Genomic DNA, 25402 nt, shown 5'->3' on the forward strand with positions numbered 1-25402 from the left:
TAGCTTGGCTGTTAGAACTCAATCTGTACGAGTGCCCACACAGATGATTGCTTTATATTGTTAAAGAACGTTGCGACCTTGTCGCTAGGGATGCGTATAATACATCCTTTATTTTTCGAGTCAACACTTAATTTTAAACTTTCTTTTTAGAAGATTTAAAACCGAAGTTTTACTTAACTCTCTGAGCCGTTGTGCCTTGCTATGCTTCAGCGTTTCCCGTCTCAGTGGGGTCGCATTATAGGGAGATTCGAGCGGGGGTCAATGTTTAATTTCAGCTTTTTGACAAATAAATGAATTTAGTATGAAACGCATACAAATAAAGGCCTACGGGCTGATTTTAGATTAAAAAACGCGCATGTTAAGTCGCTATTTTACAGCTAATATTTGCGCGTTAGAAAAAGCAGTACATTTAGTAATCGCTGTACTGCTTTGTTGGTTTTAATTTGCTGCAATTTGCCATACAGCTATAGAACCTGAGATCTCATTACCGATTATAAGCAGTGGCTCGCCTGTCGCACTTTGTTCGGCAGTTACAAACACCATGCCTTCGGGTGCAAGGTCGCCGGTTATATCTGCCCCTTCTATTACACCACGGTTATAAAAGTAATCTTCAAATTGCACATCGTAAGGGTTGGTAATATCGTAAACCATAATCCCGCCCATGCGCTCAAGACCTATAAAGGCAAAAGTGCGTTCGTCTATCGTACCTATTGTTAGCGCTTCGGGTTCTGCGCCTTTATCATCTGAGCGTGTGTCACCTTCGTTTTCATCTTCATTGTTATTAAAGGCTTCACCATGAACCGATGCGGTAATACGACCTATGTCATCGCCTGAGTCAAATACCACCAGCCCATTACTGTCCCAAATAGTAAATGAGCGTGCACCATAGGCATAAAGCGATTCGTATTGACCGTCGTCATTCGTATCACCTTTTACAGTGCTTACCTTCAAGCGGCCTATATCGTCATCGTCGTTATTTAAGTAGTCAAAATTAGCTGCAAGCGTTAAATCTTCAACGCGGCTTTCATCTATATAGGCAAGACAGCCATCATCTTCATCGTAATCTAGGCCGCCCTTTGCTGTGCAGTCTGCTTCATCTGTTACATCAAAGAAGTACTCGCGTGCATCACCTTCATTTGCCGATACTATAAAGTTTGCGCCTTTCCAGCTAAAGCTTGAAATTGTATCTGGCTGATACATACCATAAAGCCCTGGATACGATTTAAAATTAACACCGCCGTCTTTATCTGATGCATCTATTTGTAAATCTGACCAGTCTTTAAAGCCTAGCGCTTTTAGCTCTACGCTATTATCTTCTAGGTTAATAATAGCGAGACCGTTATTTTCTTGAATTGATACGTAGGCATATTTGTTATCTTTAGAAATGCTGACGTACTCAGGCTCTAAATCCATAGCTACTGTCGTATTTATTACATTTCCGCTAATAGTGCGCCCTGTAGGGTTAGCAAACACAAATCCATCAGACTCAAGTTCAGCTTGCTGACTATTGTAAGTAGTAAAGTCAATATTAGCTGCCGTATCAGCTACTACACCTTCTACTATATTAATTATGCTTACAGAGCCTTCTGGGTCGATACTGTAATCGCCATTAGGTTCACCTTCATTGGCTACAACTACTTTTGTACCGTCGTGGTTAAAAGTCACCATGTCTGGCAAAAAGCCTGCTGGTACATTTTTTATGAAGGCGGGTGTATCGCCGCTTATGTCGTAAAATGCAATTTGACCCGCTTCGCCCACATTTTTAGCAGCCATAGCCACAGCTAGCATTTGGTTGTTTTCATCTATTGCTATGCTGTTAGCATCGCCTGGGGTGTTGTCGTTTAAGGTAAGGGTAATGGTTGATGTTAGGTTAGTTGCACTCACTATCCCTTCGTTATCTTTAACAAGGGCCGCCGTATCAAAGGTGTCGGCGGGTATAATATTAACAACGGCTTCATCACCAGAGCTGTTAATGGCGTAAATCCACTTTTTAGATGCTTGATATGCGACTATTTCGGCTGCACCTTCGGGGCTTTGGGCATTAAGTACAGCGCGGCCTACTAAACTTATATTTAACGCAGAGTTTGCATTGGTGCCGTTAGTACCATTTAGACCCGCTGTGCCTTGCTCCCCTTGGATACCTTGCGTGCCGTCTTGGCCGTCATCTCCATCTAGTGAGCAACCCGTTAATATTGATATGAGTGAAAGTGCTATAAGTGACCTTTTTAACATTGTTATTTTCCTTAGTGTGGTATTGAACAAAATAACAACACACAGGTATGACAAAGCTATGGCACTTTTAATAAAGCTTTTTTAACTTTAAAAAACGAGTTTAAATGCTAAGGGGCACACAAGAATAAGGCTTACTGTATAACCTAATAATTTATAAGGCTTGGAATAGCTATTTTGAGTTTTAACACCTATTAAAGGCCTTAAAATATCAATACGTGTCACTATTAATTTAATAACCGCGCAAATACACCATGTACCAATAACAACCAAGAGTGGTTCAATAAAAGAACCTACCTCTAAAGGCTGCAAAACAAAACATAGGATTATGAGTACACTTTGGTGCAATAAATAAAAAGGGAACACCCAGCTATTAAATGTTTTTAAGTAATTAGTTTTAAAGTTTAAAAAATGCTGTGCGAGTGCAAGCATGGTAAGCACTCCCAATACTCTTTGAATATTGTATATAGTAGTAAAAATATAACTAGGTAAATCAAATACGTTTTGGTAAGCCATTAATATGTATATTAATGGCAGGGTAAAGCTTACACATAACACCCAAAAATAGTGTTTTAGGCTCGCCCAAAAATAATTGTGTTTGCCTGACAGATACCCTATAAATAGAAATATAAAGCCGTTAGCCTCCCTTACAGCATCTCCTTCTAAGTAGTTATGTGTAAGCAACATGGCTATGACTAATAAGCTTACCAGTAATGGCAGCCTCACTTTACCTAACTTGAGTAAAGGCGTAAAAAAAGGGAGCTTCATGAATAGTGAAAATAAAATAATGATAAGCATGAACTGCCAAAGAGAGCGTAAATACCATAAATGATTTACATCTACGTGCGGCCATACCCCAGACTGGTAATTGGCAAACATCTCATTATTAATATCTAAAAACGCTAAGTAGAACTGCCAATACGTTATGTCTATCCCGCTTGTTTGCGACATTTCTGCATACAACTGAAAGGGAACTATTAGCCATAACCCCACCAGCAAAGGTAGTAATATAAAAATAGAGCGATTTAAAACAAATAACGCATTTGATTTAACACCTCTCACTTTATCGAGCATAAAGCGAAGTGCTACTCCAGATATAAACCAAATCAGTAGCATTCTCCAAGGAGCAAACACCAATAAAAAATACTCTACGTAGTGAGATATATAAGTACTTTTAAAGTGAAAGCCCCAGTTTTCGCTGTACAACATGCCAATGTGATAAAAAATAAGTACAGCAAACGCAATGACTCTCAGCCAATCAAGAAAGTAATGACGGTTTGTTACGTGTAATTGTTTATTCATACTAAAACCAATGTATGTCTATTGGTACTAGTAAGACTGAAACGACTCGCAAAAAATATTCATAAGTGCTTATATTACAGGCATTAGTGATAAACGGTGGTATTTAGGGATAAACTCACCACATAAATATAAGCACATACTATGAACCTACAACACTTTCAGCGTTTTCAAACCTTATACGCATCAGTATTACTGTGTGCTTACGTATTAATTAATAATACCGTAAATGCTACAACCCAAATTATGGAGGTAAAAAGATCAGGAGATTTAACATTTTTAATTTGGGAGCCATTTGTATGGGAGTATTCAAGCGCGCTAGGATCTTTGCTTATGTTTCCGGCTTTAATTTGGTTTTTGAATAACACACCTTTTAAATGGCATAAAATACCTACTTCATTGGGTATGTATTTTGGCGCTTCAATTGTATTTAGCATGTTACATATTGCTATTATGGTAGGCAGTCGCAAGCTTGTATATTTAGCTTGGGGTCGCTCTTATGATTTTGGTTTGAGTTGGTTTGAATTAATATACGAATATCAAAAGGATGCTATAAGCTTTATATTTTTTATTGCGCTCATAAAAGTATATCAATATGTCGTTCAGCAATTAATTGGGGAGGCATCTTCTATAGAAGAAAGCGAGCAACAAGCAACACCCACTCTAAACCGTTTGCTTGTAAAAAAGCATGGTAAAGAGTTTATTGTAAAAATAGACGATGTTGATTGGCTTGAATCATCGGGCAACTATGTAAACTTGTATATTGGCACGTCTATTTACCCTTTAAGAATGACCCTAACAGCACTAAGTGAGCAACTAGAAGAGAAAGGTTTCTGTAGAATCCACCGCAGTCATGGTGTAAATCTAGATAGAATAGAATCTATAACACCGCTACCTAGTGGCGATAGTGAAATAAAACTTACTACAGGTAAGATGCTTAACTTGTCTAGGCGCTATAAAGAACAGTTTAAACTTCAACTGAAATAAAAAAGGCTACCTAAGTAGCCTTTTATAATTATTTTTTAACTGGGCGTTTCCAGCCGGTTAAATTACGCTGTTTAGAACGTGCTATTGCAAGCTGCTCATCTTCAACGGTACTGGTGATCACAGAGCCTGCTCCTATTGTTGCTGTTGTACCAATGTGTACTGGGGCAACAAGTGATGAGTTAGAACCAATAAAGGCGTTATCACCAATAATGGTTTTTGCTTTATTAACTCCATCGTAGTTACAGGTAATAGTACCTGCGCCTATATTCACTTTTTCGCCAATTTCAGCATCGCCTAAGTAACTTAAGTGGTTTGCTTTAGAGCCTTTACCTAGTCGGGTTTTTTTCATCTCTACAAAATTACCAATGTGCGAGTCTTCTTCCATTACCGCACCTGGGCGTAGGCGTGCATAAGGCCCCAGCGTACATTTAGCCGCTACGCTTGCATCTTCAATTAGGGTATTCGCTTTTATTACAACGTTATCGCCTATGGTACAGTTTTTAAGTACGCAGTTAGGGCCAATTTGTACGTTATTGCCAAGGGTTACATTACCTTCAAAAATAACGTTTATATCAATTAATACGTCTTCGCCTGTTTTAACATTGCCACGTACATCAATACGAGCAGGGTCGGCTAGGGTGGCACCATTTAACATTAGCTCTTCTGCTTGCCATGCTTGATAAGCACGCTCTAGGCCTGCAAGTTGTACGCGGTTGTTTGCGCCTTCAACTTCCATTGCATGATCGGGCTGTGCTGAGGTGATTTCTACACCTTCACTGTGCGCCATAGCAACGATATCTGTAAGGTAGTATTCGCCTTGCGCATTATTGTTAGATAGATTGCCTAACCATGTTTTTAAAAGCTTGCCGTTAACCGCCATAATGCCGGTGTTTACTTCGCTGATAAGTAGCTGCTCAGCGCTTGCATCTTTTTGCTCAATAATACCTACAAGCTTGCCATCTTCTCGTAGCATACGGCCATAGCCATTTGGGTTAACCAAATTAACTGTTAATACCGCCAAACCATTTTTAGGTGTTGCGGCTAGTAAGCGCTCAAGTGTTGATTGCTTTGTAAGGGGTACATCGCCGTATAAAACAAGCACAGTGTCGTCATCATTAATATGAGGGCTTGCTTGTGCTACTGCGTGGCCAGTACCAAGTTGTTCTGCTTGCAGTACCCAGTTTACGTCGTTATCGGCAAGTTGTTGTTGTAATAGTTCGCCGCCATGCCCGTAAACTAAGTTAGTGGTGGTTGCACCCAATGCCTTTGCGTTATCTATAACATGCTGCACCATAGGTTTACCTGCCACTTTATGCAGTACTTTTGGTAGAGCTGAGCGCATACGAGTACCTTTACCCGCAGCAAGAATTACTGTTGTTAGAGCCATTAAAACAATTTCCTTTTTCCGTTGTTTTAGTGAGGAGTTAATGAAAGTAGCTTAACTAGATTACGCATGTCACTCCATGTATACATACTCAGCCGTATTATAAAAAATAATGACTGAATCTATGATAAACAAACTGTTCATAATAATTACACTTATTGTAACCAGCTTTGCAGGTTGATATAAGTGTAAAGCCAAATTACAGGCACAAAAAAGCCCACATAATGTGGGCTTTTAAAAACCGGATAGGCTTACTTTTTACGTAATTGCTGAATTACGCGAAGTTGTGCAATAGCTTCTGCTAGTTGCATAGCTGCTTTTTGATAATCAAATTCAGCAGCTGACGCATTAGCCATTTGGCTTTCTGCGTCACGCTTAGCTTGCTCTGCGGCTTGCTCGTCTAGGTCTTCACCACGAACAGCTGTATCAGCAAGTACGGTTACTATGTTCGGTTGAACTTCTAGTGTACCGCCAGCAATATAGATCAGTTCTTCTTCACCATGTTGCTTAACTAAACGTACCATACCAGGTTTAAGGGCAGTTAGTAGTGGGGCGTGACCGGCATTAACACCAAGCTCACCTTCACTACCAGATACTTGAATCGATTCAACTAGACCAGAGAACAAGCTCTGCTCTGCGCTTACTACGTCAAGATGTACAGTCATAGCTGCCATACTACCCTCCTAATTACATGCTTTTAGCTTTTTCTTGAGCTTCTTCGATAGAGCCAACCATGTAGAACGCTTGCTCTGGAAGGTCATCAAATTCACCGCTTAGAATGCCTTTAAAGCCAGCAATTGTGTCTTTTAGTGAAACGTATTTACCTGGCGCACCTGTAAATACCTCTGCCACGAAGAATGGCTGAGATAGGAAACGCTGGATTTTACGTGCACGAGATACAAGTTGCTTATCTTCGTCAGAAAGCTCGTCCATACCTAGGATAGCAATGATGTCTTTAAGTTCTTTGTAACGCTGAAGAACTGTTTGAACGCCACGTGCTGTATCGTAGTGCTCTTGACCAATTACTAATGGGTCAAGTTGACGTGAAGATGAATCAAGTGGGTCTACCGCTGGGTAGATACCAAGTGATGCGATATCACGTGAAAGTACTACTGTTGCATCTAAGTGAGCAAAGGTAGTTGCTGGAGATGGATCCGTTAAATCATCCGCAGGTACGTATACCGCTTGGATTGATGTAATTGAACCTGTCTTCGTTGAAGCGATACGCTCTTGAAGTACACCCATTTCTTCAGCAAGTGTAGGCTGGTAACCTACCGCTGATGGCATACGACCAAGAAGTGCAGATACTTCTGTACCAGCAAGCGTGTAACGGTAGATGTTATCTACGAAGAAAAGTACATCGCGACCTTCGTCACGGAACTTCTCAGCCATAGTAAGACCAGTTAACGCTACGCGTAAACGGTTACCAGGAGGCTCGTTCATCTGACCGTATACAAGCGATACTTTATCAAGTACGTTTGAATCGTTCATTTCATGGTAGAAATCGTTACCCTCACGAGTACGCTCACCAACACCTGCGAATACTGAGTAGCCGCTGTGCTCGATTGCGATGTTACGGATAAGTTCCATCATGTTTACGGTTTTACCTACACCGGCACCACCGAATAAACCAACTTTACCACCTTTAGCAAATGGACATACAAGGTCGATTACCTTGATACCAGTTTCTAAAAGTTCTACTGAACTTGATTGCTCTTCGTATGAAGGCGCTGCACGGTGAATAGACATACGGTCTTCTTCGCCGATTGGGCCAGCTTCATCGATTGGCTCACCAAGTACGTTCATGATACGACCAAGCGTTGCTTTACCAACTGGAACTTGAATCGCTTCACCTGTATTTTCTACCGCTGCGCCACGACGTAAACCGTCAGTAGTACCTAGTGCGATAGTACGAACAACACCGCCACCTAGCTGTTGTTGAACTTCTAAAGTCAAACCAGCTAAATCGCCATCTGTTACTTTTAGCGCGTCATATACGGCTGGCACGTTGTCTTGAGAAAACTCAATATCCACAACGGCACCGATAATTTGGACGACCTTACCTAAACTCATGTCTATTCCTCTCGTTAATCTTTGCCTGAAGCATTAAACTGCGGCTGACCCAGAAACAATCTCACTAATTTCTTGTGTGATTGCCGCTTGGCGGGCCTTGTTATAAACAAGCTGTAACTCATCCATAAGGTCGCCGGCATTATCTGTTGCAGCTTTCATTGCAACCATACGGGCAGCCTGTTCAGAGGCAGCGTTCTCAACCACACCTTGGTATACCTGAGACTCAACAAAGCGTACAAGCAAAGACTCTAATATAGCGTCTGGGCCTGGCTCGTATAAGTAGTCCCATGTGTGGGCAGATACTTCTTCTTCAGCTTTTGGCAAAGGGAGTAACTGGTCAATTGTTGGTTCTTGCTTCATGGTATTAACGAAGTTGTTATATACCAGGAATAAACGGTCAATTTTACCTTCTGAGAATGCATCTAGCATAATTTTTACAGGACCAATTACGTCTTGTACTGAAGGCTTATCTCCAAGGCCTGCTTTTTTAGCAAGCACTTGACCGCCAAAACGTTGAAAGAAACTAGCAGCTTTGCTACCTAAAGTTGCAAACTCAGCGTCCACACCTTTTTCTTTCCACGCTTTAATGTCTAATGCAACTTTTTTAAACTCATTTGAGTTTAAGCCACCACATAGACCACGGTCTGTAGAGATAACAATATAACCAACTCGTTTTACTTCACGTTCTTCTAAGAACGGGTGAGTAAAATCAAGATTTGCTTGAGCAACACGACCAATTACTTTGCGTAATTTGTCAGCGTATGGACGGCTTGAAGCCACTCGTTCTTGCGCCTTTTTCATTTTAGACGCAGCAACCATTTCCATTGCGCTAGTGATCTTTTGAGTATTTTTAATACTCCCGATCTTGCTTTTAATCTCTTTTCCGCTGGCCATGACTCTCTCTCCGAATCAAGGTGTGCTTTAGTAAACTAAAGCGCACCATTAATAACTAAATTACCAAGTTTGCGTAGACTTGAACTTCTCAAGAAGTTCTTTAAGCTGCGCTTCGATCTCGGCGTTGTAGTTACCAGTTTCATTGATTTGAGCCACAAGCTCTGCGTATGTGCTACTTGCATAAGAAAGTAAAGCTGCTTCGAAATCCATAATTTTAGAGATTTCGATATCTTTAAGATAACCTTTCTCAGCTGCAAATAACGACAAAGACATTTCAGCAACAGACATTGGTGCGTACTGTTTCTGCTTCATTAGCTCTGTTACACGCTCACCATGCTCAAGTTGAGCACGAGTTGCATCATCAAGGTCAGACGCGAACTGCGAGAACGCAGCTAATTCACGGTACTGAGCTAGGGCTAGACGGATACCGCCACCTAGTTTCTTAACGATTTTAGTTTGTGCAGCACCACCAACACGCGATACCGAGATACCAGCATTTACTGCCGGACGGATACCTGAGTTGAATAAGTCAGTTTCTAAGAAGATCTGACCATCGGTGATAGAGATAACGTTTGTCGGTACGAACGCAGAAACGTCGCCGCCTTGAGTTTCAATGATTGGCAATGCCGTCAATGAACCAGTTTGTCCTTTCACTTCACCGTTAGTGAACTTTTCAACGTAATCAGCGTTTACACGCGATGCACGCTCTAAAAGACGCGAGTGAAGGTAGAATACGTCACCTGGGTATGCTTCACGACCTGGTGGACGCTTAAGTAGTAATGAGATTTGACGGTAAGCAACAGCTTGCTTAGATAAATCATCATATACGATTAATGCGTTTTCACCACGGTCACGGAAGTATTCACCCATAGTACAGCCCGAGAACGGTGCTAAGTACTGAAGTGCCGCAGACTCAGAAGCAGATGCTACAACTACGATAGTATTTGCAAGTGCACCGTGCTCTTCTAATTTACGTACTACGTTAGCAATAGTAGATGCTTTTTGGCCAACCGCTACGTACACACACTTAACGCCTGTGTTCTTTTGGTTGATGATTGCATCGATTGCTAGTGCAGTTTTACCTGTTTGGCGGTCACCGATTACAAGCTCACGCTGACCACGACCAACTGGAATCATCGCATCAATAGATTTGTAACCAGTTTGAACTGGCTCATCTACAGATTGACGCTCGATTACACCCGGTGCAATTTTTTCTACAGGTTCAAAACCGTCGTTATCTAAAGCGCCTTTACCGTCGATAGGAGCACCTAGTGTGTTTACAACACGACCAAGTAAGCCAGCACCAACAGGAACTTCTAAGATACGACCAGTTGTGTATACTTTTACGCCTTCAGTAAGGTCAGCGTAAGGACCCATAACTACTGCACCAATTGAGTCACGCTCAAGGTTTAGTGCGATAGCATAACGGTTGCCTGGAAGCTCAATCATCTCACCTTGCATACAGTCAGCTAGACCGTGGATGCGGATGATACCGTCAGTAACAGATACGATAGTACCTTCGTTACGAGCTTCACTTACAACTTCGAACTGCTCAATACGTTGTTTGATCAGATCTGAAATTTCAGTGGAATTAAGTTGCATGCTCTTTTTCCCAATTACGATTGTAGTGTTGTGGCTAAGCGGTTTAATTTACCGCGTACTGAGCCGTCGATTACAGTGTCACCCGCCTTAATAATAAGGCCGCCAACAACTGCAGCGTCTTCACTACAATTCAGCTTAACTTTGCGTGCGAAACGTTTTTCAAGTGTCGCTACCAATGACTCTTGCTGCGCTGCAGCAAGAGGGGTTGCCGAAATCACATCTACGTCGATTTCTTTGTCATACTCTGCTTTAAACGCAGCGAATAACTGAGCAACCTCAGGCAGTGCAATCAAACGTCCATTTTCAGCCATCACCTTAACTAGGTTCTGACCTTGTTCGTTGAGCTGCTCAGCACATAAGTTAATAAATAACTCAGCTTGTGCAGTAGCAGTAGGCAATCCAGCTAGAATGGCTGATGCTTGTTCATTGCTGGCAACTTCGCCTGCAAAAAACAACATGTCATTCCAGCTTTCAATCGTGCCTTTTTCAACGGCAAGTTCAAAAGCCGCTTTAGCGTATGGGCGAGCGATAGTAGTCAATTCAGACATGCTCATACCCTCCTAATTACAGCTCAGCGACAAGTTTTTCAACGATGTCACTATGTGCGGCTTGATTGATTTCACGCTCTAAAATTCTTTCAGCGCCAACCACTGCCAGAGTTGCTACTTGCTTACGTAGCTCTTCTGTTACACGGTTACGCTCTGATTCAATTTCAGAGTGCCCTTGAGCAATAATTTTTTCACGCTCTTCTTGTCCACGAACAGTTTCTTCGTCAACAATAAGCACGGCACGCTTTTTAGCTTGTTCAATGATATCAGCCGCTTGAGCTTTTGCATCTTTAAGCTGTTCTGCAGCTTTTTGTTGCGCAAGTTCTAAGTCTTTTTCGGCTCTATCAGAGGCAGCTAAACCATCTTCAATTTTCTTCTGGCGAGACTCAATTGCATCATTAAGTGGTGGCCATACATATTTCATACAAAATAGTACAAACACCGTAAACGCAATTAATTCACCGATAAGAGTGGCTGTTATGTTCACGACCGCTCCTCCTTAAAATAGTAAGCTGTTCAAAAAATAAAATTAAAGTACGAACAGGATTACCATTGCGATACCAACACCGATCATTGCTACCGCATCGATTAGACCAGCTAGGATGAACATCTTAACTTGTAATGAAGGTGCAAGTTCAGGCTGACGCGCACATGCTTCTAAGAATTTACCACCCATGTTACCGAAGCCGATTGCAGTACCGATTGCACCGAAGCCGATAAGTAAAGCAACTGCGATGTACTTAAGACCTAATACTAGTTCCATTTTTTTCTCCAAAGTTTCAATTGTTAAAGTTAAATATAAAAAGTGTATAAATTAGTGATTGTCTGAACTTGCCATGCTTAGGTAAACAATGGTTAGCATCATAAATACGAATGCTTGTAACACGATTACTAAGATATGGAATACAGCCCAAACAAAGTGCAACGGAAGTTGCATTAAACCAACTGCGCCGATAAGTATGAATATCAATTCACCAGCGTATAAGTTACCGAATAAACGCAGTGCTAACGAGAAAGGCTTAGACACTAGAGCGATTGTTTCTAGTAATAAATTACAAGGAATTAAGAAAATCATAGCCACTTTGCTATTAGAGCTAAACGGGTGAAGTGTAAGCTCTTTAATGAAGCCACCAACCCCTTTAATTTTAATAGAGTAACCAATCATCAGAATAAACACACCCAATGCTAATGCAGCGGTTAAGTTTATGTCTGTGGTAGGTACAATTTTCATGTAAACGTCGTGTGAGTCCATGCCAAAGGCTTGTTCACCAACAAAACCAGCAAGTGCAGGTAAGAAATCAACTGGGATTAAATCCATTAAGTTCATTAAGAACACCCAAACAAAAATTGTTAAGGCTAATGGAGCAATTAATTTGCTTTTACCGTGGTAAGTGTCACGTACGTTGTCACCAACGAACTCAACAATCATTTCAATAAAACATTGAAATTTACCCGGTACTCCGGTGTGAGCTTTCTTTGCGGCGCTTCGGAAGGTCCATAAAAATAATAGACCAAGTCCGATTGACCATGCGAGGGTATCTATATTCCATGTCCAGAAACCACTGTCTGCACACGCTTTGTTGAAGGCAAGACCTGAGTCGGTCATACACATCTTAGCGTTTGTTAAGTGATGCTGGATATGGCTTGATATAGTAACTTCTTCTGCAGCCATGTTATATCCCAAAAGTTAATGTTTAAAAAAAACGGGTGCAAACAATCCAGTAAAGAGCACAAATACATAAACACAAAAAAACGGCACTAAAACGACCGTGGTTGACTTGAGTATCAGTGCAAACAATACGATTGTTAGCATAAATTTTAATCCGTTACCGCGTTTTAACGAGGTATACGCTTGATTTGCTTTGCTTGCACCCATATATCTGAATGCATAAAGCGCAAATACTAGGTGGGGAAGTATTGCTACGCTGCTACCGGCAAGCGCTGATACGCTGGCGTTTACTCCCCAACCAACAAAAATAATTACTGCAGCTACAAGTGCTACGATACCCTGAAGACAAATTAATTTAAATGCGGCAAGCCTATAAGGTCTTGCTAACTTATTAGTCACGTTTAGTTAACCTTTATGGCGTTCTAATTGTTAGGGTGTGAAAACTGGCGAAATTATACTTAATCCTACCAGTTTTGCAACTTGAGTAGACGCTTTGTAACACAAAATAGCTACAAATGTCTCTTATCGGACATGTAAAATTTTAATGGTCGGTATTGCTGTGATTTATACGATTTAAAATGCCATCAAGCTCATCTAAATTGGTGTAAGAAATAACCAACTTACCTTTGCCTTTCGCGTTATAATTTATTTCTACTTTAGCCCCTAAGTTGTCGGCTAATTTTTGCTCTAAACGCTTAACATCTGGGTCTTTTTCAGGTGCTTCTTTAGCAGCAACCGGCTCTAAAATTGAGCGTACTAACTTTTCGGTTTCGCGAACAGTTAGCGCTTTAGCTACGGCTAATCTTGCAGCGTCAGATTGTGCTTCACCTTCAAGTGCTAATAAACAGCGTGCGTGGCCCATTTCTATGTCGCCATGCTCTAACAGAATTTTAACATCACTATTTAAATTGTTTAATCGTAGTAAATTGGTCACGGTAGTGCGCGACTTACCCACCGCATCGGCAACTTGCTGGTGCGTTAATTCAAATTCATTCAATAATCTGTTTAAAGCGATAGCTTCTTCCATTGCGTTTAAATCTTCACGCTGAATATTTTCTATCAGCGCAATAGCAACGGCGGCTTCATCTGGCACATCTTTTACAATACAAGGTACGCTTTCAAGCTTTGCTATTTGTGCAGCACGCCAACGGCGCTCACCGGCAATTATTTCAAAGCTATTTTCTGCAACTGGGCGCACCACAATTGGCTGAATAATGCCTTGAGAGCGGATAGAGCTTGCTAACTCCTCAAGCGCTTCTTCAGACATATCTTTACGAGGCTGGTATTTTCCTGAGTGTAAAAACTCAATAGGCAGCTTTTGCAACTCATTCGCAACGGGCTGTGCTGCAGTTTGTACAGCTTCAGTCACATTTACTGTGTCTTGTTCCTTGCTTGAGCTCGGCGCTGGTTTTGATGAACTTAAAAGGGCATCGAGTCCTCGGCCTAAACCTCGTTTTTTAGCAGACATGTTATTTTTTTACCTTAAAGTTAGGCGACTACCGGCGCTGTTTTTTCTTTTCTGCGTAGCATTTCGCCCGCAAGTGCTAAGTAGGCTTTTGCGCCACTTGATGCGCGGTCGTAGTACATTGCTGGTGCACCAAAACTAGGTGCCTCGGCAAGACGCACATTACGTGGGATCACGGTGCGGTATACTTTATCGCCAAAATGTTGTTTTAATTGTTCTGATACATCATTTGCTAATCGATTGCGCGGATCGTACATAGTACGAAGAATGCCTTCAATTTGTAAGTTAGGGTTAACTAACTTTGCAAGTTGCGTAATAGTGTCCATTAATGCGGTTAACCCTTCAAGCGCATAATATTCACATTGCATAGGTACTAAAATAGAATCAGCAGCAGCCATGGCGTTTACTGTTAACATATTTAGTGAAGGCGGGCAGTCGATAAAAATAAATTCGTATTTATCTTGTATTTTTTCAAGCGCATTACGAAGGCGTACTTCGCGTGCAAACAATTCCATTAACTTTACTTCGGCTGCGGTTACATCGCCGTTGGCCGCTATCATATGATACTCACCCGAGGTTTCAGTGATTATCACCTCATCCATTGGTTTTTCTTCAATGAGTAAATCGTAAATGGTGGCGACATCGCCATATTTGTCTACACCGCTACCCATCGTAGCGTTGCCTTGGGGGTCGAGATCTATTAACAGCACTTTACGCTTCGTTGCAGCCATAGATGCAGCGAGATTAACAGCCGTTGTTGTTTTACCAACGCCGCCTTTTTGATTTGCTAATGCGATGACTTTTGCCACTATGTCTCTGATCCCTAGTCTTTAGAAAGAATAATTAAATGTCGTTGTGCATCAAGCTCAGGCACTACTAGCGAGATTTTATCTTCAAATTTTACACCCTCAGGTAGCGACTCTAGCTCTTCACTAGGAAACACACCTTTAAGCGCTATAAATTTGCCTGAGTGATCAATTAAGTGTGAACACCAATCAACCATATCTTGCAGTGAAGCAAACGCACGACTTAGTACGCCATCTAATTTAACACTTGGTTGATATTCTTCAACTCTTGACTGCACAGGGGTGACATTATTTAGCCCTAGCTCGTGTTTAACTTGCATTAAAAAGCGAACACGTTTGCCTAAGCTATCAAGCAATACAAATTGCGTATCAGGTAGTGCAATAGCTAATACAATACCTGGTAAGCCAGGACCTGTGCCTACATCAATATAATGATGACCGGGTAAATGAGGTGCAACAACTAAGCTATCCATAATGTGCTTAATCATCATTTCTTCTGGTAAGCGTACAGACGTTAAATTATACGCTTTGTTCCATTTGTTTAGTAACTCAACGTATTTAACTAATTGCTGTTGTTGTTTTTCGGTTAGCGCAATATCAGTTTGCGCTAACAATGTTGTTAATTGTTGCTGTAACACAGTTTACCTTTACCATTACGCAGTTTTGCGTAATAAGCCTTGCTTCTTCAGATACACTAATAATAGCGAAATCGCCGCTGGGGTGATACCAGAAATACGAGAAGCTTGGCCAATAGTGTCTGGACGCGCATCCGTTAGCTTAGCAACTACCTCGTTTGATAAACCCGATACCGTTGAGTAATCGAACTCTTTAGGCAAAATGGTTTCTTCATGACGAAGCTGTTTATTGATCTCATCTTGCTGGCGCGCAATGTAGCCTGCGTATTTAGTATGGATCTCAACTTGTTCAAGTGCAGCTTGGTTTGTAAACTCAGATCCTAGCCCATCAATAGCCATTAAGTCATCGTAACGAATTTCTGGACGACGAAGTAGATCCTCTAAACTTGCTTCACGAGTAAGCGGTGTTTTTAATAAGGCGTTTACTTGATCAACCACAGCATGATCTTTGTGGATCCAGGTTTCTTTAATACGCTGTTTCTCTTTTTCGATCACTTCCATTTTTTCGTTAAATGCCTGCCAGCGCTCATCGTTAACTAAACCAAGTTCACGGCCTTTTTCTGTTAAGCGAATATCAGCGTTATCTTCACGCAATAATAAACGGTATTCCGCACGGCTAGTAAACATACGGTACGGTTCTTTTGTACCAAGCGTTGCTAAGTCGTCTATTAGTACGCCCACATATGCTTCATCACGACGTGGAGTCCATGCATCTTTGCCTTGTACTTGTAAAGCGGCGTTCATGCCGGCTATTAAACCTTGTGCACCGGCTTCTTCGTAACCAGTAGTACCATTTATTTGGCCTGCAAAAAATAATCCGTCTATAAATTTGGTTTCTAATGACTGTTTTAAATCACGTGGGTCAAAGAAATCATATTCAATAGCATAACCAGGGCGACAAATATGTGCGTTTTCAAAACCATCTATCGATTGCACAATTTGTAACTGCACATCAAAAGGTAAGCTGGTTGAAATACCGTTTGGGTAAAGCTCGTACGATGTTAAACCTTCAGGCTCTACAAATATTTGGTGCTTGTCTTTATCAGCAAAGCGCACAATTTTATCTTCTATTGAAGGGCAGTAACGTGGTCCTATACCTTCAATTACGCCAGAGTACATAGGCGAGCGATGTAAATTGTTACGAATAACCTCATGGGTTTTTTCGTTTGTGTAGGTGATATAACACGGTATTTGCTGTGGGTGATCGCTTTGTTTACCAATAAACGAAAATACCGGTGTAGGCGCATCACCTGGTTGTTCTTGCATCTTGCTAAAATCAACTGTACGGGCATCAATACGTGGTGGAGTACCTGTTTTTAAACGGTCTACTCTAAAAGGTAATTCACGTAAACGATCAGCAAGTGCAATTGAAGGGGGATCGCCTGCACGGCCACCTTTAAAATTCTCTAAACCAATATGTATTTGGCCACCTAAGAAAGTACCTACGGTTAATACAACACTAGGTGCGCTAAAACGTAATCCCATTTGGGTTACTACGCCAACAACTTTGTCGTTTTCAACGATAAGATCATCACACGATTGTTGAAATATTTTTAGGTTTTCTTGGTTTTGTAATGTGTTTTGAATTGCAGCTTTGTACAAAGCGCGATCAGCTTGTGCTCGAGTTGCACGAACAGCTGGTCCCTTTGAAGAATTTAAGGTACGAAATTGAATACCGCCTTTATCAATAGCCTGTGCCATAGCACCGCCTAGCGCATCAATTTCTTTAACCAAATGGCCTTTGCCTATGCCACCAATTGCAGGGTTGCAAGACATTTGACCAAGTGTATCCATATTATGAGTTAGCAGCAGGGTATTCATCCCCATACGTGCAGCAGCCAATGAGGCTTCAGTGCCTGCATGTCCACCACCTACTACGATAACGTCAAACTTTTCGTGAAAAATCATTAATGGGATCCTACTTAATCAAACCAGTAAACTTCAAAAGGGAGCGTATTCTACCTAGAAATTAGCAGAAGATAAATGATTAAACAGTGGGCAAGATCTAAGTCACTGATCACTTATAATATAAAGGATCTTTTAAAGAGATCTTTTAATACTATTACTACTATTGATCGGGTTTTCTGTTGATAAGCTCTATTTATTCATTTAAAACATAAAATTAGATCAGATCTAAAGGTGTTAATATGATCGGATCATCAGGCAAATAAGCTCTGATCAAAAAGGGGGGTTATACACAGCCCAATATCAATTGGATCTTATCCCATGGATAAGCATGCTTAAAAACGCAGTTTGATCAGCGGTTATCCACAAAAGCTATTAAATTATTAGTAAATTGTGGGTAACTTTGTTTATGCATTTTATTCGATCACATTACTTTAATTGTGTTTTCTCTATCCACGAGTCTAGCCACTCTAGGGCGGTATCTTCGGGTAATGCCTCATCAAGAATATTTAATTCAAGCCTTGGCGCTATGCATGTTGCGCCAAGGCTTGCCATTAAACTATTTATATTACGCCCAGCAAGGTTATAGGTGTCGTAGCTGGTATCGCCTAAGCCAATGACTGAATATTTAATTGCAGATAAGTCACTTTGCTGATTTAGCTGCTCAACAAATGGTAAAAGGTTGTCGGGGTAATCGCCCGCGCCATAGGTCGATGTGCATATAAGCCAGATTGTATTGTGTTGATCAATATCAGATAAATTAGGTTGATCATGTAGTTCAGCACTTATACCTTGGTTATTTAACTCATCACATAGTTGTTCTGCTACATATTCTGCAGATCCCATTTGACTACCAACGATTATATTTACAGAACTCATATTTAAACTGATCACACTTTACTTATTTGCCCGCTATGATAACTGAGTTAGCCTTGCAGTAAAGAAAACCTTTGTAATTTTGTATAACTATTTTTGAGTTGTTTTTGCTCTTTGTTGTAAATGCTTGTATAAGTTATTGAATATAAATGAATTAACAAAAACTATTTAAATGTAATCTTCTGATCAAGTTGTTGATAAGGTTGGGGAAAGCTCTGCTTAACTAGTATGTTTTGTAGATCTAAATATAGCTAAGTCATTGATTTTTTTTATAAGTGATGCCACCAGCTCGCGTTTTTATATAGCTAAGCTGTTGTTGATCATAATGTGGATAGTAATCTTGTTGATAACTTAAAAAGGCGATCAAAAATAATTTTTAAAAACGATCCGATTAAGCGGATCTGCCCTAAAAAAGTGAAAATAAGTGTAATAAACTACGCTTTTTTATAGATCGTTGCGGTTTAAGCTTATAAATGTGCCGCTATTTTTGTTTTATTAGCCATAAAGTAGGCGATTGTGGATAACCTTTTTTAATTAGTCTTATTATTTTTCAAGTTCAGCGAGGAGTTTTGCTGGTGGATCAATTAAAAACGTGGGCGTTGGCCTTAATAGTACCGGTTACTTTTGCTTATAAATTCACAAACCGTAGTTAAAACAATCTACTTAAGGATACTTTTTACCGGCATATTGGTACTTTTTTAAGCTATATCGAGCGCCAATTACGCGCTTAACGTGGTGTATTTTTATACTGTGAGAGATTAAACAGGTGAGTTGAATACGCTAAAATCAGGCGCGTTTTTATTTAATTTTAACCCATTTTAGCTTTTTAAATTTTTATACCGGGCATAAAAAAGGGCACTAATGTGCCCTAAAGTGAGTGTTATTTTATGCTGCTTTAGCGAGTTATTTACCAATACAGAACGAGCTAAATATTTTGCCTAGTAGGTCGTCTGAGGTAAATTCACCGGTTATTTCGTTTAAGTACTGCTGCGTTAAGCGTAGCTCTTCGGCTAATATTTCGCCGGCTACGTGCATTTCTAACTGCGTTTTACCAGTATCTAAGTGATAGGCCGCATGTTCAAGTGCATCTAAATGGCGGCGGCGCGCCATAAATCCACCTTCTGTTGCGCCCTGAAAGCCAATACAAGCTTTTAAGTGGTCGCGTACAAGCTCAATACCTTGCGCATTTTTAGCGCTTAAACTAATTACTGGGTATTGTTGGTTTTCATCCATACCTACTGCATCGCCCGATAAATCGGCTTTATTTCTGATAACGGTAACACCCATACCTTGCGGTAACTTTGCCATAAACTCAGGCCAAATTGCGTGTGGGTCGGTGTCGGTGGTGTCGGTGCCATCAAGCATAAACAACACGCGATCAGCTTGGGTTATTTCATCCCACGCGCGCTCTATACCTATTTGTTCAACGCGGTCTGGGCTTTCACGTAGGCCTGCGGTATCGATAATATGCAGTGGCATACCATCAATATGAATGTGCTCACGTAGTACGTCGCGAGTAGTACCGGCTATTTCGGTTACTATGGCAGCTTCGCGTCCTGCTAGGGCATTAAGTAGGCTTGATTTACCCGCATTAGGGCGCCCTGCGATAACAACGCGCATACCTTCGCGCATAATACTGCCTTGCTTAGCTTGGCTCGTTACTGTGTGTAATTGACTGATGATGGCATCTAAATCGCCCGATACTTTACCATCGGATAAAAAATCAATTTCCTCATCAGGGAAGTCAATGGCTGCCTCTACATACATACGTAAATGAATAACTTTTTCTACTAGGGTTTCAATGTGTTTAGAAAACTCACCTTGTAGCGACTGTAGGGCGCTTTTAGCTGCTTGCTCTGAGGTTGCATTAATTAAATCGCTAATAGCCTCTGCTTGGGTTAAATCAAGCTTGTCGTTCATAAAGGCGCGCTCAGAAAACTCACCAGGCTTAGCTAAGCGAACGCCTTCTATTTGGCTAATTTCTTTTAATAGCATGTCGAGTACAACAGGGCCGCCGTGACCTTGCAGTTCAAGTACGTCTTCGCCGGTAAATGAATTTGGCCCTGCAAAATAAATAGCGATGCCTTGGTCGAGTTGCTCGCCGCTTAAACTTTTAAAAGGAACGTAGTCGGCATAGCGAAGCTTAGGTACTTTACCTATTATTTTTTCGGCCACGCTTTTAGCAAGGCTGCCAGAAACCCGAATTATACCTACGCCACCACGCCCAGGGGCGGTCGCTTGTGCTGCAATTGTGTCTTGATTGATCATGCTATTTATTTGCCAACGAGAGTAACTTTAATGGCGCTATTGTAACCTATGCATTTATTGGTAGCGAATAGCTGTGGTAAAAAATAGGCAATAAAAAAGGCGACCTAAGTCGCCTTTATATGAGTAGCCGTTAAGCTAGCCTCTTACTTTTATACCTTGCTTTTCCATGCCACGGTAGATGATAAGCATCTGGACAATAGAAATAAGGTTAGACACTAACCAGTAAAGTACTAAACCAGATGGGAACCATAAGAAGAATACAGAGAAGATAACTGGCATAAAGGTCATCATTTTTTGCTGCATTGGATCGGTAACCGTCATTGGTTGTAGTTTTTGCGTCACAAACATACTTGCACCAAATAATATTGGTAATACGTAGTATGGGTCTTTTGTAGAAAGGTCTGTTAGCCAAAGAATGAACTCTGCATGGCGCAGCTCTGTCGATTCTAAGAATACGTAAAATAGCGCTAAGAAAATTGGCATTTGTAGCAAAATAGGGAAACAGCCACCCATAGGGTTAACTTTTTCTTTTTTGTACATTTCCATAGTAGCTTGGCCGAACTTTTGACGGTCATCACCATATTTTTCTTTTAGGGCAGCCATTTTAGGCTGAAGGGCACGCATTTTAGCCATTGACGTGTATTGCGCTTTAGTCAGCGGGTACATTAACGATTTAACGATAATAGTGATGGCAATAATAGCGACACCCCAGTTACCTAAAATACTGTGTAGCCATTTAAGAAGTACAAATAAAGGTTGCGAAATAAACCATAACCAACCGTAATCTACAGTCAGGTCTAAATCTGGGTGAATCGCTTCAAGAATATCTGACTCTTTAGGACCCATGTAGTAAGTCGCATTAAGAGTTTGCTCGCTGCCGGCTTGTACATTTATAGGCGCTGCTTTTGTACCAATAATAGCGGCATTACTTTTAGTAATTAAGCTGTAAAGCGTGTGTGTTTCGTCTTGCTTAGGTACCCATGCACTTACAAAGTAATGCTGAATAAATGCAACGTAACCGCCTTGGGTGTTTTTATTTAGGTTTTTGTCAGCCATATCTGAAAAGCTGTATTTTTCGTACGACTCTTCATCAGTACCGTAAGCTGCACCTAAATAGTTTTGATCTACTAAGCTGCCTTTTTCTTGTACGGTACGCTTAATTTGCGTGTATAGCTGTACTTGCACTGGCGCACTTGTAGCATTATTTACTGTGTACTCAAGGCCTACATCGTATTGACCTTTTTTAAATACGTATGTTTTAGTGAAGCTAACGCCATTACTATCAACATAGGTAAGTGGTACACGTAGCTCATCACCGCTTAGCGTGTAGGCTTTTTGCGTTGCTTGGTAAGTAGGGCGACCATTCGCTGATGCGTCTGGGCCATTTAAACCAATTAAACCACTTTGTGAGAAGTATTGATTGCCATCAAACTCGCCTAGAAGCATAAATGGTGTTTCTTCACCTTTTACTTCTTCGTATTGGAGTAAGTCTGCTTCAACAATGTCACCGCCTTTGGTGTCTATTTTTACTTTGAAAACGTCAGTCGTAATGTCAATAACTGAACGTTTAGCAGCGGTAGCCGAAGCAGGTAAACCTGAATCTGACGATGACGGTATATAATCATCTGACTCTGGTGACGTTGTGTTTAGTGTTTGTGTAGTGGCACTAGGATCGGCTTTAGGTGTGTTGTAGTCATTATTCCATTCTTGAAATAATAAAAACGACACTAACATTAAACCGATTAATAAAAACGTGCGTTGCGATTCCATAACAGCTCTTATTTCTCGTGTTGGTGGTTAATACGGGTTAATTTTTCAGGAACGGGGTCTTCTCCGCCTGAATGTAAAGGATGGCATTTTAATATGCGTTTAAGTGCTAACCAACTCCCTTTTACAAATCCATGCAAATTAATTGCTTGAATAGCGTAATGAGAGCAGCTTGGATTAAAACGACAATGCGGGCCTAGTAGTGGGCTTATCCACATTTGATAACCGCGGATAAATAACACTAAACAACGCTTTGGAATAGCAACAAGTGGTTTAAGTAACCTCATGGTGTTTATACCCCTGCGTATATTTAGTGAATAGATACCATGTATTTAAAGGCTCAATTAGAGATTTTAAACGCATGATTAAAAGGTGAGCTAAAGATACCCTAATTAACCCTGCAATTCTATTGCTATCGGGTTTGTTTATTAGATTTAGCTGATTTGTTTGGGCGTTTTTTAAAAGGTGGTGGTTTAGGTGCACCAGGTTTGCAGCGTTCATTTATTTTACGCCACAGCTTTGTAAGTTGTTTGGTTATTTCTTCGTTAGACTGCTCATCAATACCACTTTTTACCATAAGCACAATATCGATATTATCGATGGTGTGTTGATTTAAACGAAAACTTTCGCGAGCGAGTCGTTTAATACGGTTACGTTGGCATGCCTTTTTTACACGTTTTTTAGCAACAGTGAGTCCTAACCTAGGTTTATCTTGGTCATTAGGTTTAGCTAAAAGAGTAAATAAAGGAGTTGCAGCCCGAGCGGGTTCGTTAAATATGCGAGAGTAATGCGAGGGAGTTAACAGACGTAACTCCCTGCCAAAGCTAAAGTCTTCCACTTATATATTAAGCAGAAAGAACTTTGCGGCCTTTAGCGCGGCGACGTGCTAATACTTTACGGCCATTTACAGTTGCCATGCGAGCACGGAAGCCGTGTGCACGTTTGCGTTTTAAAACGCTAGGTTGAAAAGTTCTTTTCATAACAATCTCATCCGATCGGTTAAAGTTAAAACATCCTATGCAGGTCGCGATCCTGGCACAGGTGCCATTGCGAGCGCGAGATATTATAGATTAAGCACTTTAAAGTCAATCATAATTGCGCTGTAAACACCGTGTTTATTACATTTTTTGTACGCTGGCTTGATATTTATGGATTAATTTTAAAGCAAAATGGTCTGCTTTTGCGCAAAAAGGCGAATTAATGGCCGAGACTGACTAAAAGAATGTGGATCGTAATAAAGTAGGGTGATCAACTAGGATCATCATAATTAAGAAGTTTTCCACAGCTGGTGTTTAAAAAGTGAATAAAAGCATGGGAAAACTCATTTAGATCGTAAAATTGGTTCGCGATCTCAGTGTGTTTTTGTTATGATCTGTTATCAGGCTTTAAAATAAAAGTCGCTATAAATCAGTCTGTTAAGATATTTATACATTGATATCAACAATTTTATAAAAATCAATCTTTTACTTGTGGATAAAGTGCCTTCATAATACCCGGTCTTGGGTCGGGTAGCTGGCCAATTGAACGCAATAAATGCATGATTTTTAATCATTATTGATGTGCGGGAATAAAAATTATACCTCTGGGAGTTTAACTGTGTATCTGTCGGTTTGGCAAAGTTGTTTATATGTATTGCAAGATGAGTTGCCTTCGCAACAATTCAGTATGTGGGTAAGACCACTACAAGCAGAAAGTACCGAAGATACCTTAACGATTTACGCACCTAATCGCTTTGTTCTTGATTGGGTAAGAGAAAAGTATTTAAACCGTATTAATGAGTTACTGGTAGAAATTTGTGGTGATGAAGCGCCCGAATTACGTTTTGATGTAGGTAGTAAACCACTACTAAATACTCAAGCGGCGGCGCCAAGTGTTGAAGCCCCTGCATCACCTAGTTCACAGGCACCTGCTAAACAGCAACCTGTAGAACAAAAAGCAGCAGTAGAGCCTGCGCCTAAATCAGGCTATAAATCTAATATAAAAGATAACTATACCTTTGACAGCTTTGTTGAGGGTAAATCTAACCAGCTAGCAAAAGCGGCTGCAACACAAGTTGCAGATAACCCTGGCTCTGCCTTTAACCCGGTATTTATTTACGGTGGCACAGGCTTAGGTAAAACTCACTTATTACATGCAGTAGGTAATGGCATTATGGCTAACAAGCCCGATGCTAAAATTGTTTACATGCATTCTGAGCGTTTTGTGCAAGACATGGTAAAAGCACTACAAAATAACGCCATTGAAGAATTTAAACGTTATTACCGTAGTGTAGATGCGCTAATGATTGATGATATTCAATTTTTTGCTAATAAAGAGCGCTCACAAGAAGAATTTTTTCATACCTTTAATGCATTATTAGAAGGTAATCAGCAAATTATTTTAACCTCTGACCGCTACCCAAAAGAAATTGAGGGCGTAGAAGACAGGCTTAAATCACGATTCGGTTGGGGTTTAACGATTGCTATAGAGCCGCCAGAGCTTGAAACGCGTGTTGCCATTTTGATGAAAAAAGCGCAGCAGAGTAAAATTAATTTACCGCACGAAGTCGCTTTTTTTATCGCTAAAAAATTACGCTCAAACGTACGTGAATTAGAAGGCGCGCTTAACCGTGTAATAGCTAATGCTAATTTTACCGGACGCCCAATTTCTATCGACTTTGTAAAAGAAGCGCTGCGCGATTTATTGGCACTACAAGATAAGCTTGTCACTATAGACAACATACAGCGCACCGTGGCTGAGTATTACAGAATACGTGTGTCAGATCTGTTATCTAAGCGCCGCAGCCGCTCTATCGCGAGGCCGCGTCAGGTAGCTATGGCATTATCTAAAGAATTAACTAATCACAGCTTACCTGAGATTGGTGACGCATTTGGTGGACGTGACCACACCACGGTATTACATGCGTGTAGAAAGGTTAAATCACTTCGTGATGAAAGCCACGAAATAAAAGAAGATTATCAAAATTTAATAAGAACGTTGTCATCTTAGGGCTGAC

General features: G+C 40.7%; 24 protein-coding genes. 2 read left to right on the top strand and 22 right to left on the bottom strand.

Annotated elements, in window-relative coordinates; translation table 11 throughout:
* Positions 1–438: 438 nt before the first annotated feature.
* On the bottom strand, positions 439–2232 hold the full coding sequence (locus tag MTN96_RS32595) for a choice-of-anchor I family protein (protein WP_248534218.1): 1794 nt from the start codon (positions 2230–2232) through the stop codon (positions 439–441).
* Positions 2233–2319: 87 nt separating this feature from the next.
* Positions 2320–3531 carry an acyltransferase family protein gene (locus tag MTN96_RS32600; RefSeq protein ID WP_248534220.1) on the bottom strand — a complete coding sequence of 404 codons (1212 nt, stop codon included), beginning with the start codon at positions 3529–3531 and terminating at the stop codon, positions 2320–2322.
* 141 nt (positions 3532–3672) lie between these two features.
* Between MTN96_RS32600 and MTN96_RS32605 the strand changes: the two genes are divergently transcribed.
* Positions 3673–4515 (top strand): LytTR family DNA-binding domain-containing protein, encoded by an 843-nt coding sequence (locus tag MTN96_RS32605; protein ID WP_248534222.1) that lies wholly within the window; start codon positions 3673–3675, stop codon positions 4513–4515.
* Positions 4516–4543: 28 nt separating this feature from the next.
* Here MTN96_RS32605 and glmU read toward each other — a convergent pair whose 3' ends face one another.
* From glmU to rpmH, 20 genes are all read right to left on the bottom strand, one after another.
* Positions 4544–5902 (bottom strand): bifunctional UDP-N-acetylglucosamine diphosphorylase/glucosamine-1-phosphate N-acetyltransferase GlmU, encoded by a 1359-nt coding sequence (gene glmU / locus MTN96_RS32610; RefSeq protein WP_248534224.1) that lies wholly within the window; start codon positions 5900–5902, stop codon positions 4544–4546.
* A 248-nt stretch (positions 5903–6150) separates the two neighbouring features.
* On the bottom strand, positions 6151–6573 hold the full coding sequence (locus MTN96_RS32615) for a F0F1 ATP synthase subunit epsilon (protein WP_004588077.1): 423 nt from the start codon (positions 6571–6573) through the stop codon (positions 6151–6153).
* A gap of 13 nt (positions 6574–6586) precedes the next feature.
* A complete protein-coding gene (atpD, locus tag MTN96_RS32620; RefSeq protein WP_004588076.1) occupies positions 6587–7972 on the bottom strand; it encodes a F0F1 ATP synthase subunit beta in 1386 nt (461 codons plus the stop codon).
* A 33-nt stretch (positions 7973–8005) separates the two neighbouring features.
* Entirely contained in the window at positions 8006–8866 is an 861-nt protein-coding gene (gene atpG, locus MTN96_RS32625; RefSeq protein ID WP_004588075.1) for a F0F1 ATP synthase subunit gamma, read from the bottom strand.
* 60 nt (positions 8867–8926) lie between these two features.
* Positions 8927–10468: a F0F1 ATP synthase subunit alpha gene (gene atpA, locus MTN96_RS32630; protein WP_004588074.1), complete on the bottom strand. Its 1542-nt coding sequence runs from the start codon at positions 10466–10468 to the stop codon at positions 8927–8929.
* A 14-nt stretch (positions 10469–10482) separates the two neighbouring features.
* Positions 10483–11016, bottom strand: a complete 534-nt coding sequence (gene atpH, locus MTN96_RS32635; RefSeq protein WP_004588073.1) for a F0F1 ATP synthase subunit delta — start codon at positions 11014–11016, stop codon at positions 10483–10485.
* A 16-nt stretch (positions 11017–11032) separates the two neighbouring features.
* Complete coding sequence (gene atpF, locus MTN96_RS32640; RefSeq protein WP_004588072.1) at positions 11033–11503, bottom strand: F0F1 ATP synthase subunit B; 471 nt, start codon at positions 11501–11503, stop codon at positions 11033–11035.
* 42 nt (positions 11504–11545) lie between these two features.
* Positions 11546–11779: a F0F1 ATP synthase subunit C gene (gene atpE / locus MTN96_RS32645; RefSeq protein WP_004588071.1), complete on the bottom strand. Its 234-nt coding sequence runs from the start codon at positions 11777–11779 to the stop codon at positions 11546–11548.
* 51 nt (positions 11780–11830) lie between these two features.
* Entirely contained in the window at positions 11831–12688 is an 858-nt protein-coding gene (atpB, locus tag MTN96_RS32650; RefSeq protein WP_004588070.1) for a F0F1 ATP synthase subunit A, read from the bottom strand.
* A 15-nt stretch (positions 12689–12703) separates the two neighbouring features.
* Positions 12704–13084, bottom strand: coding sequence for an ATP synthase subunit I (locus MTN96_RS32655; protein WP_024032126.1), 381 nt, complete (start codon positions 13082–13084; stop codon positions 12704–12706).
* 142 nt (positions 13085–13226) lie between these two features.
* The gene (locus MTN96_RS32660) at positions 13227–14153 is read right to left on the bottom strand and encodes a ParB/RepB/Spo0J family partition protein (protein ID WP_004588068.1); all 927 of its coding nucleotides are present in this window, start codon (positions 14151–14153) and stop codon (positions 13227–13229) included.
* A 20-nt stretch (positions 14154–14173) separates the two neighbouring features.
* The gene (locus tag MTN96_RS32665; RefSeq protein ID WP_004588067.1) at positions 14174–14959 is read right to left on the bottom strand and encodes a ParA family protein; all 786 of its coding nucleotides are present in this window, start codon (positions 14957–14959) and stop codon (positions 14174–14176) included.
* A gap of 14 nt (positions 14960–14973) precedes the next feature.
* On the bottom strand, positions 14974–15594 hold the full coding sequence (gene rsmG, locus MTN96_RS32670; RefSeq protein WP_004588066.1) for a 16S rRNA (guanine(527)-N(7))-methyltransferase RsmG: 621 nt from the start codon (positions 15592–15594) through the stop codon (positions 14974–14976).
* Between the two features lie 15 nt (positions 15595–15609).
* Positions 15610–17499, bottom strand: coding sequence for a tRNA uridine-5-carboxymethylaminomethyl(34) synthesis enzyme MnmG (mnmG, locus tag MTN96_RS32675; protein WP_054983815.1), 1890 nt, complete (start codon positions 17497–17499; stop codon positions 15610–15612).
* A gap of 426 nt (positions 17500–17925) precedes the next feature.
* Positions 17926–18375 (bottom strand): FMN-binding protein MioC, encoded by a 450-nt coding sequence (gene mioC / locus MTN96_RS32680; RefSeq protein ID WP_054983816.1) that lies wholly within the window; start codon positions 18373–18375, stop codon positions 17926–17928.
* A 900-nt stretch (positions 18376–19275) separates the two neighbouring features.
* A complete protein-coding gene (mnmE, locus tag MTN96_RS32685) occupies positions 19276–20640 on the bottom strand; it encodes a tRNA uridine-5-carboxymethylaminomethyl(34) synthesis GTPase MnmE (RefSeq protein ID WP_055255658.1) in 1365 nt (454 codons plus the stop codon).
* Positions 20641–20775: 135 nt separating this feature from the next.
* Positions 20776–22410 (bottom strand): membrane protein insertase YidC, encoded by a 1635-nt coding sequence (gene yidC, locus MTN96_RS32690; protein ID WP_024032130.1) that lies wholly within the window; start codon positions 22408–22410, stop codon positions 20776–20778.
* 8 nt (positions 22411–22418) lie between these two features.
* Entirely contained in the window at positions 22419–22694 is a 276-nt protein-coding gene (gene yidD, locus MTN96_RS32695; protein ID WP_004588061.1) for a membrane protein insertion efficiency factor YidD, read from the bottom strand.
* Between the two features lie 125 nt (positions 22695–22819).
* On the bottom strand, positions 22820–23245 hold the full coding sequence (rnpA, locus tag MTN96_RS32700) for a ribonuclease P protein component (protein WP_029772813.1): 426 nt from the start codon (positions 23243–23245) through the stop codon (positions 22820–22822).
* A 7-nt stretch (positions 23246–23252) separates the two neighbouring features.
* Positions 23253–23387 (bottom strand): 50S ribosomal protein L34, encoded by a 135-nt coding sequence (gene rpmH / locus MTN96_RS32705; RefSeq protein ID WP_004335215.1) that lies wholly within the window; start codon positions 23385–23387, stop codon positions 23253–23255.
* 616 nt (positions 23388–24003) lie between these two features.
* Between rpmH and dnaA the strand changes: the two genes are divergently transcribed.
* On the top strand, positions 24004–25395 hold the full coding sequence (dnaA, locus tag MTN96_RS32710; protein ID WP_004588059.1) for a chromosomal replication initiator protein DnaA: 1392 nt from the start codon (positions 24004–24006) through the stop codon (positions 25393–25395).
* Positions 25396–25402: the final 7 nt, after the last annotated feature.

It is taken from the genome of Pseudoalteromonas sp. 2CM28B (genome assembly GCF_023161935.1).

Excerpts from the sequence above, each read along its gene's own strand:
- MTN96_RS32605 (WP_248534222.1), top strand. The coding sequence starts at position 3,673 with ATGAACCTACAACACTTTCAGCGTTTTCAAACCTTATACGCATCAGTA.
- mioC (WP_054983816.1), bottom strand. The coding sequence starts at position 18,375 with ATGAGTTCTGTAAATATAATCGTTGGTAGTCAAATGGGATCTGCAGAA.
- mnmG (WP_054983815.1), bottom strand. The coding sequence starts at position 17,499 with ATGATTTTTCACGAAAAGTTTGACGTTATCGTAGTAGGTGGTGGACAT.
- yidD (WP_004588061.1), bottom strand. The coding sequence starts at position 22,694 with ATGAGGTTACTTAAACCACTTGTTGCTATTCCAAAGCGTTGTTTAGTG.
- atpG (WP_004588075.1), bottom strand. The coding sequence starts at position 8,866 with ATGGCCAGCGGAAAAGAGATTAAAAGCAAGATCGGGAGTATTAAAAAT.
- atpD (WP_004588076.1), bottom strand. The coding sequence starts at position 7,972 with ATGAGTTTAGGTAAGGTCGTCCAAATTATCGGTGCCGTTGTGGATATT.
- MTN96_RS32615 (WP_004588077.1), bottom strand. The coding sequence starts at position 6,573 with ATGGCAGCTATGACTGTACATCTTGACGTAGTAAGCGCAGAGCAGAGC.
- atpE (WP_004588071.1), bottom strand. The coding sequence starts at position 11,779 with ATGGAACTAGTATTAGGTCTTAAGTACATCGCAGTTGCTTTACTTATC.
- MTN96_RS32660 (WP_004588068.1), bottom strand. The coding sequence starts at position 14,153 with ATGTCTGCTAAAAAACGAGGTTTAGGCCGAGGACTCGATGCCCTTTTA.
- mnmE (WP_055255658.1), bottom strand. The coding sequence starts at position 20,640 with ATGATCAATCAAGACACAATTGCAGCACAAGCGACCGCCCCTGGGCGT.
- atpA (WP_004588074.1), bottom strand. The coding sequence starts at position 10,468 with ATGCAACTTAATTCCACTGAAATTTCAGATCTGATCAAACAACGTATT.
- MTN96_RS32600 (WP_248534220.1), bottom strand. The coding sequence starts at position 3,531 with ATGAATAAACAATTACACGTAACAAACCGTCATTACTTTCTTGATTGG.
- yidC (WP_024032130.1), bottom strand. The coding sequence starts at position 22,410 with ATGGAATCGCAACGCACGTTTTTATTAATCGGTTTAATGTTAGTGTCG.
- rpmH (WP_004335215.1), bottom strand. The coding sequence starts at position 23,387 with ATGAAAAGAACTTTTCAACCTAGCGTTTTAAAACGCAAACGTGCACAC.
- atpB (WP_004588070.1), bottom strand. The coding sequence starts at position 12,688 with ATGGCTGCAGAAGAAGTTACTATATCAAGCCATATCCAGCATCACTTA.
- glmU (WP_248534224.1), bottom strand. The coding sequence starts at position 5,902 with ATGGCTCTAACAACAGTAATTCTTGCTGCGGGTAAAGGTACTCGTATG.
- atpH (WP_004588073.1), bottom strand. The coding sequence starts at position 11,016 with ATGTCTGAATTGACTACTATCGCTCGCCCATACGCTAAAGCGGCTTTT.
- MTN96_RS32595 (WP_248534218.1), bottom strand. The coding sequence starts at position 2,232 with ATGTTAAAAAGGTCACTTATAGCACTTTCACTCATATCAATATTAACG.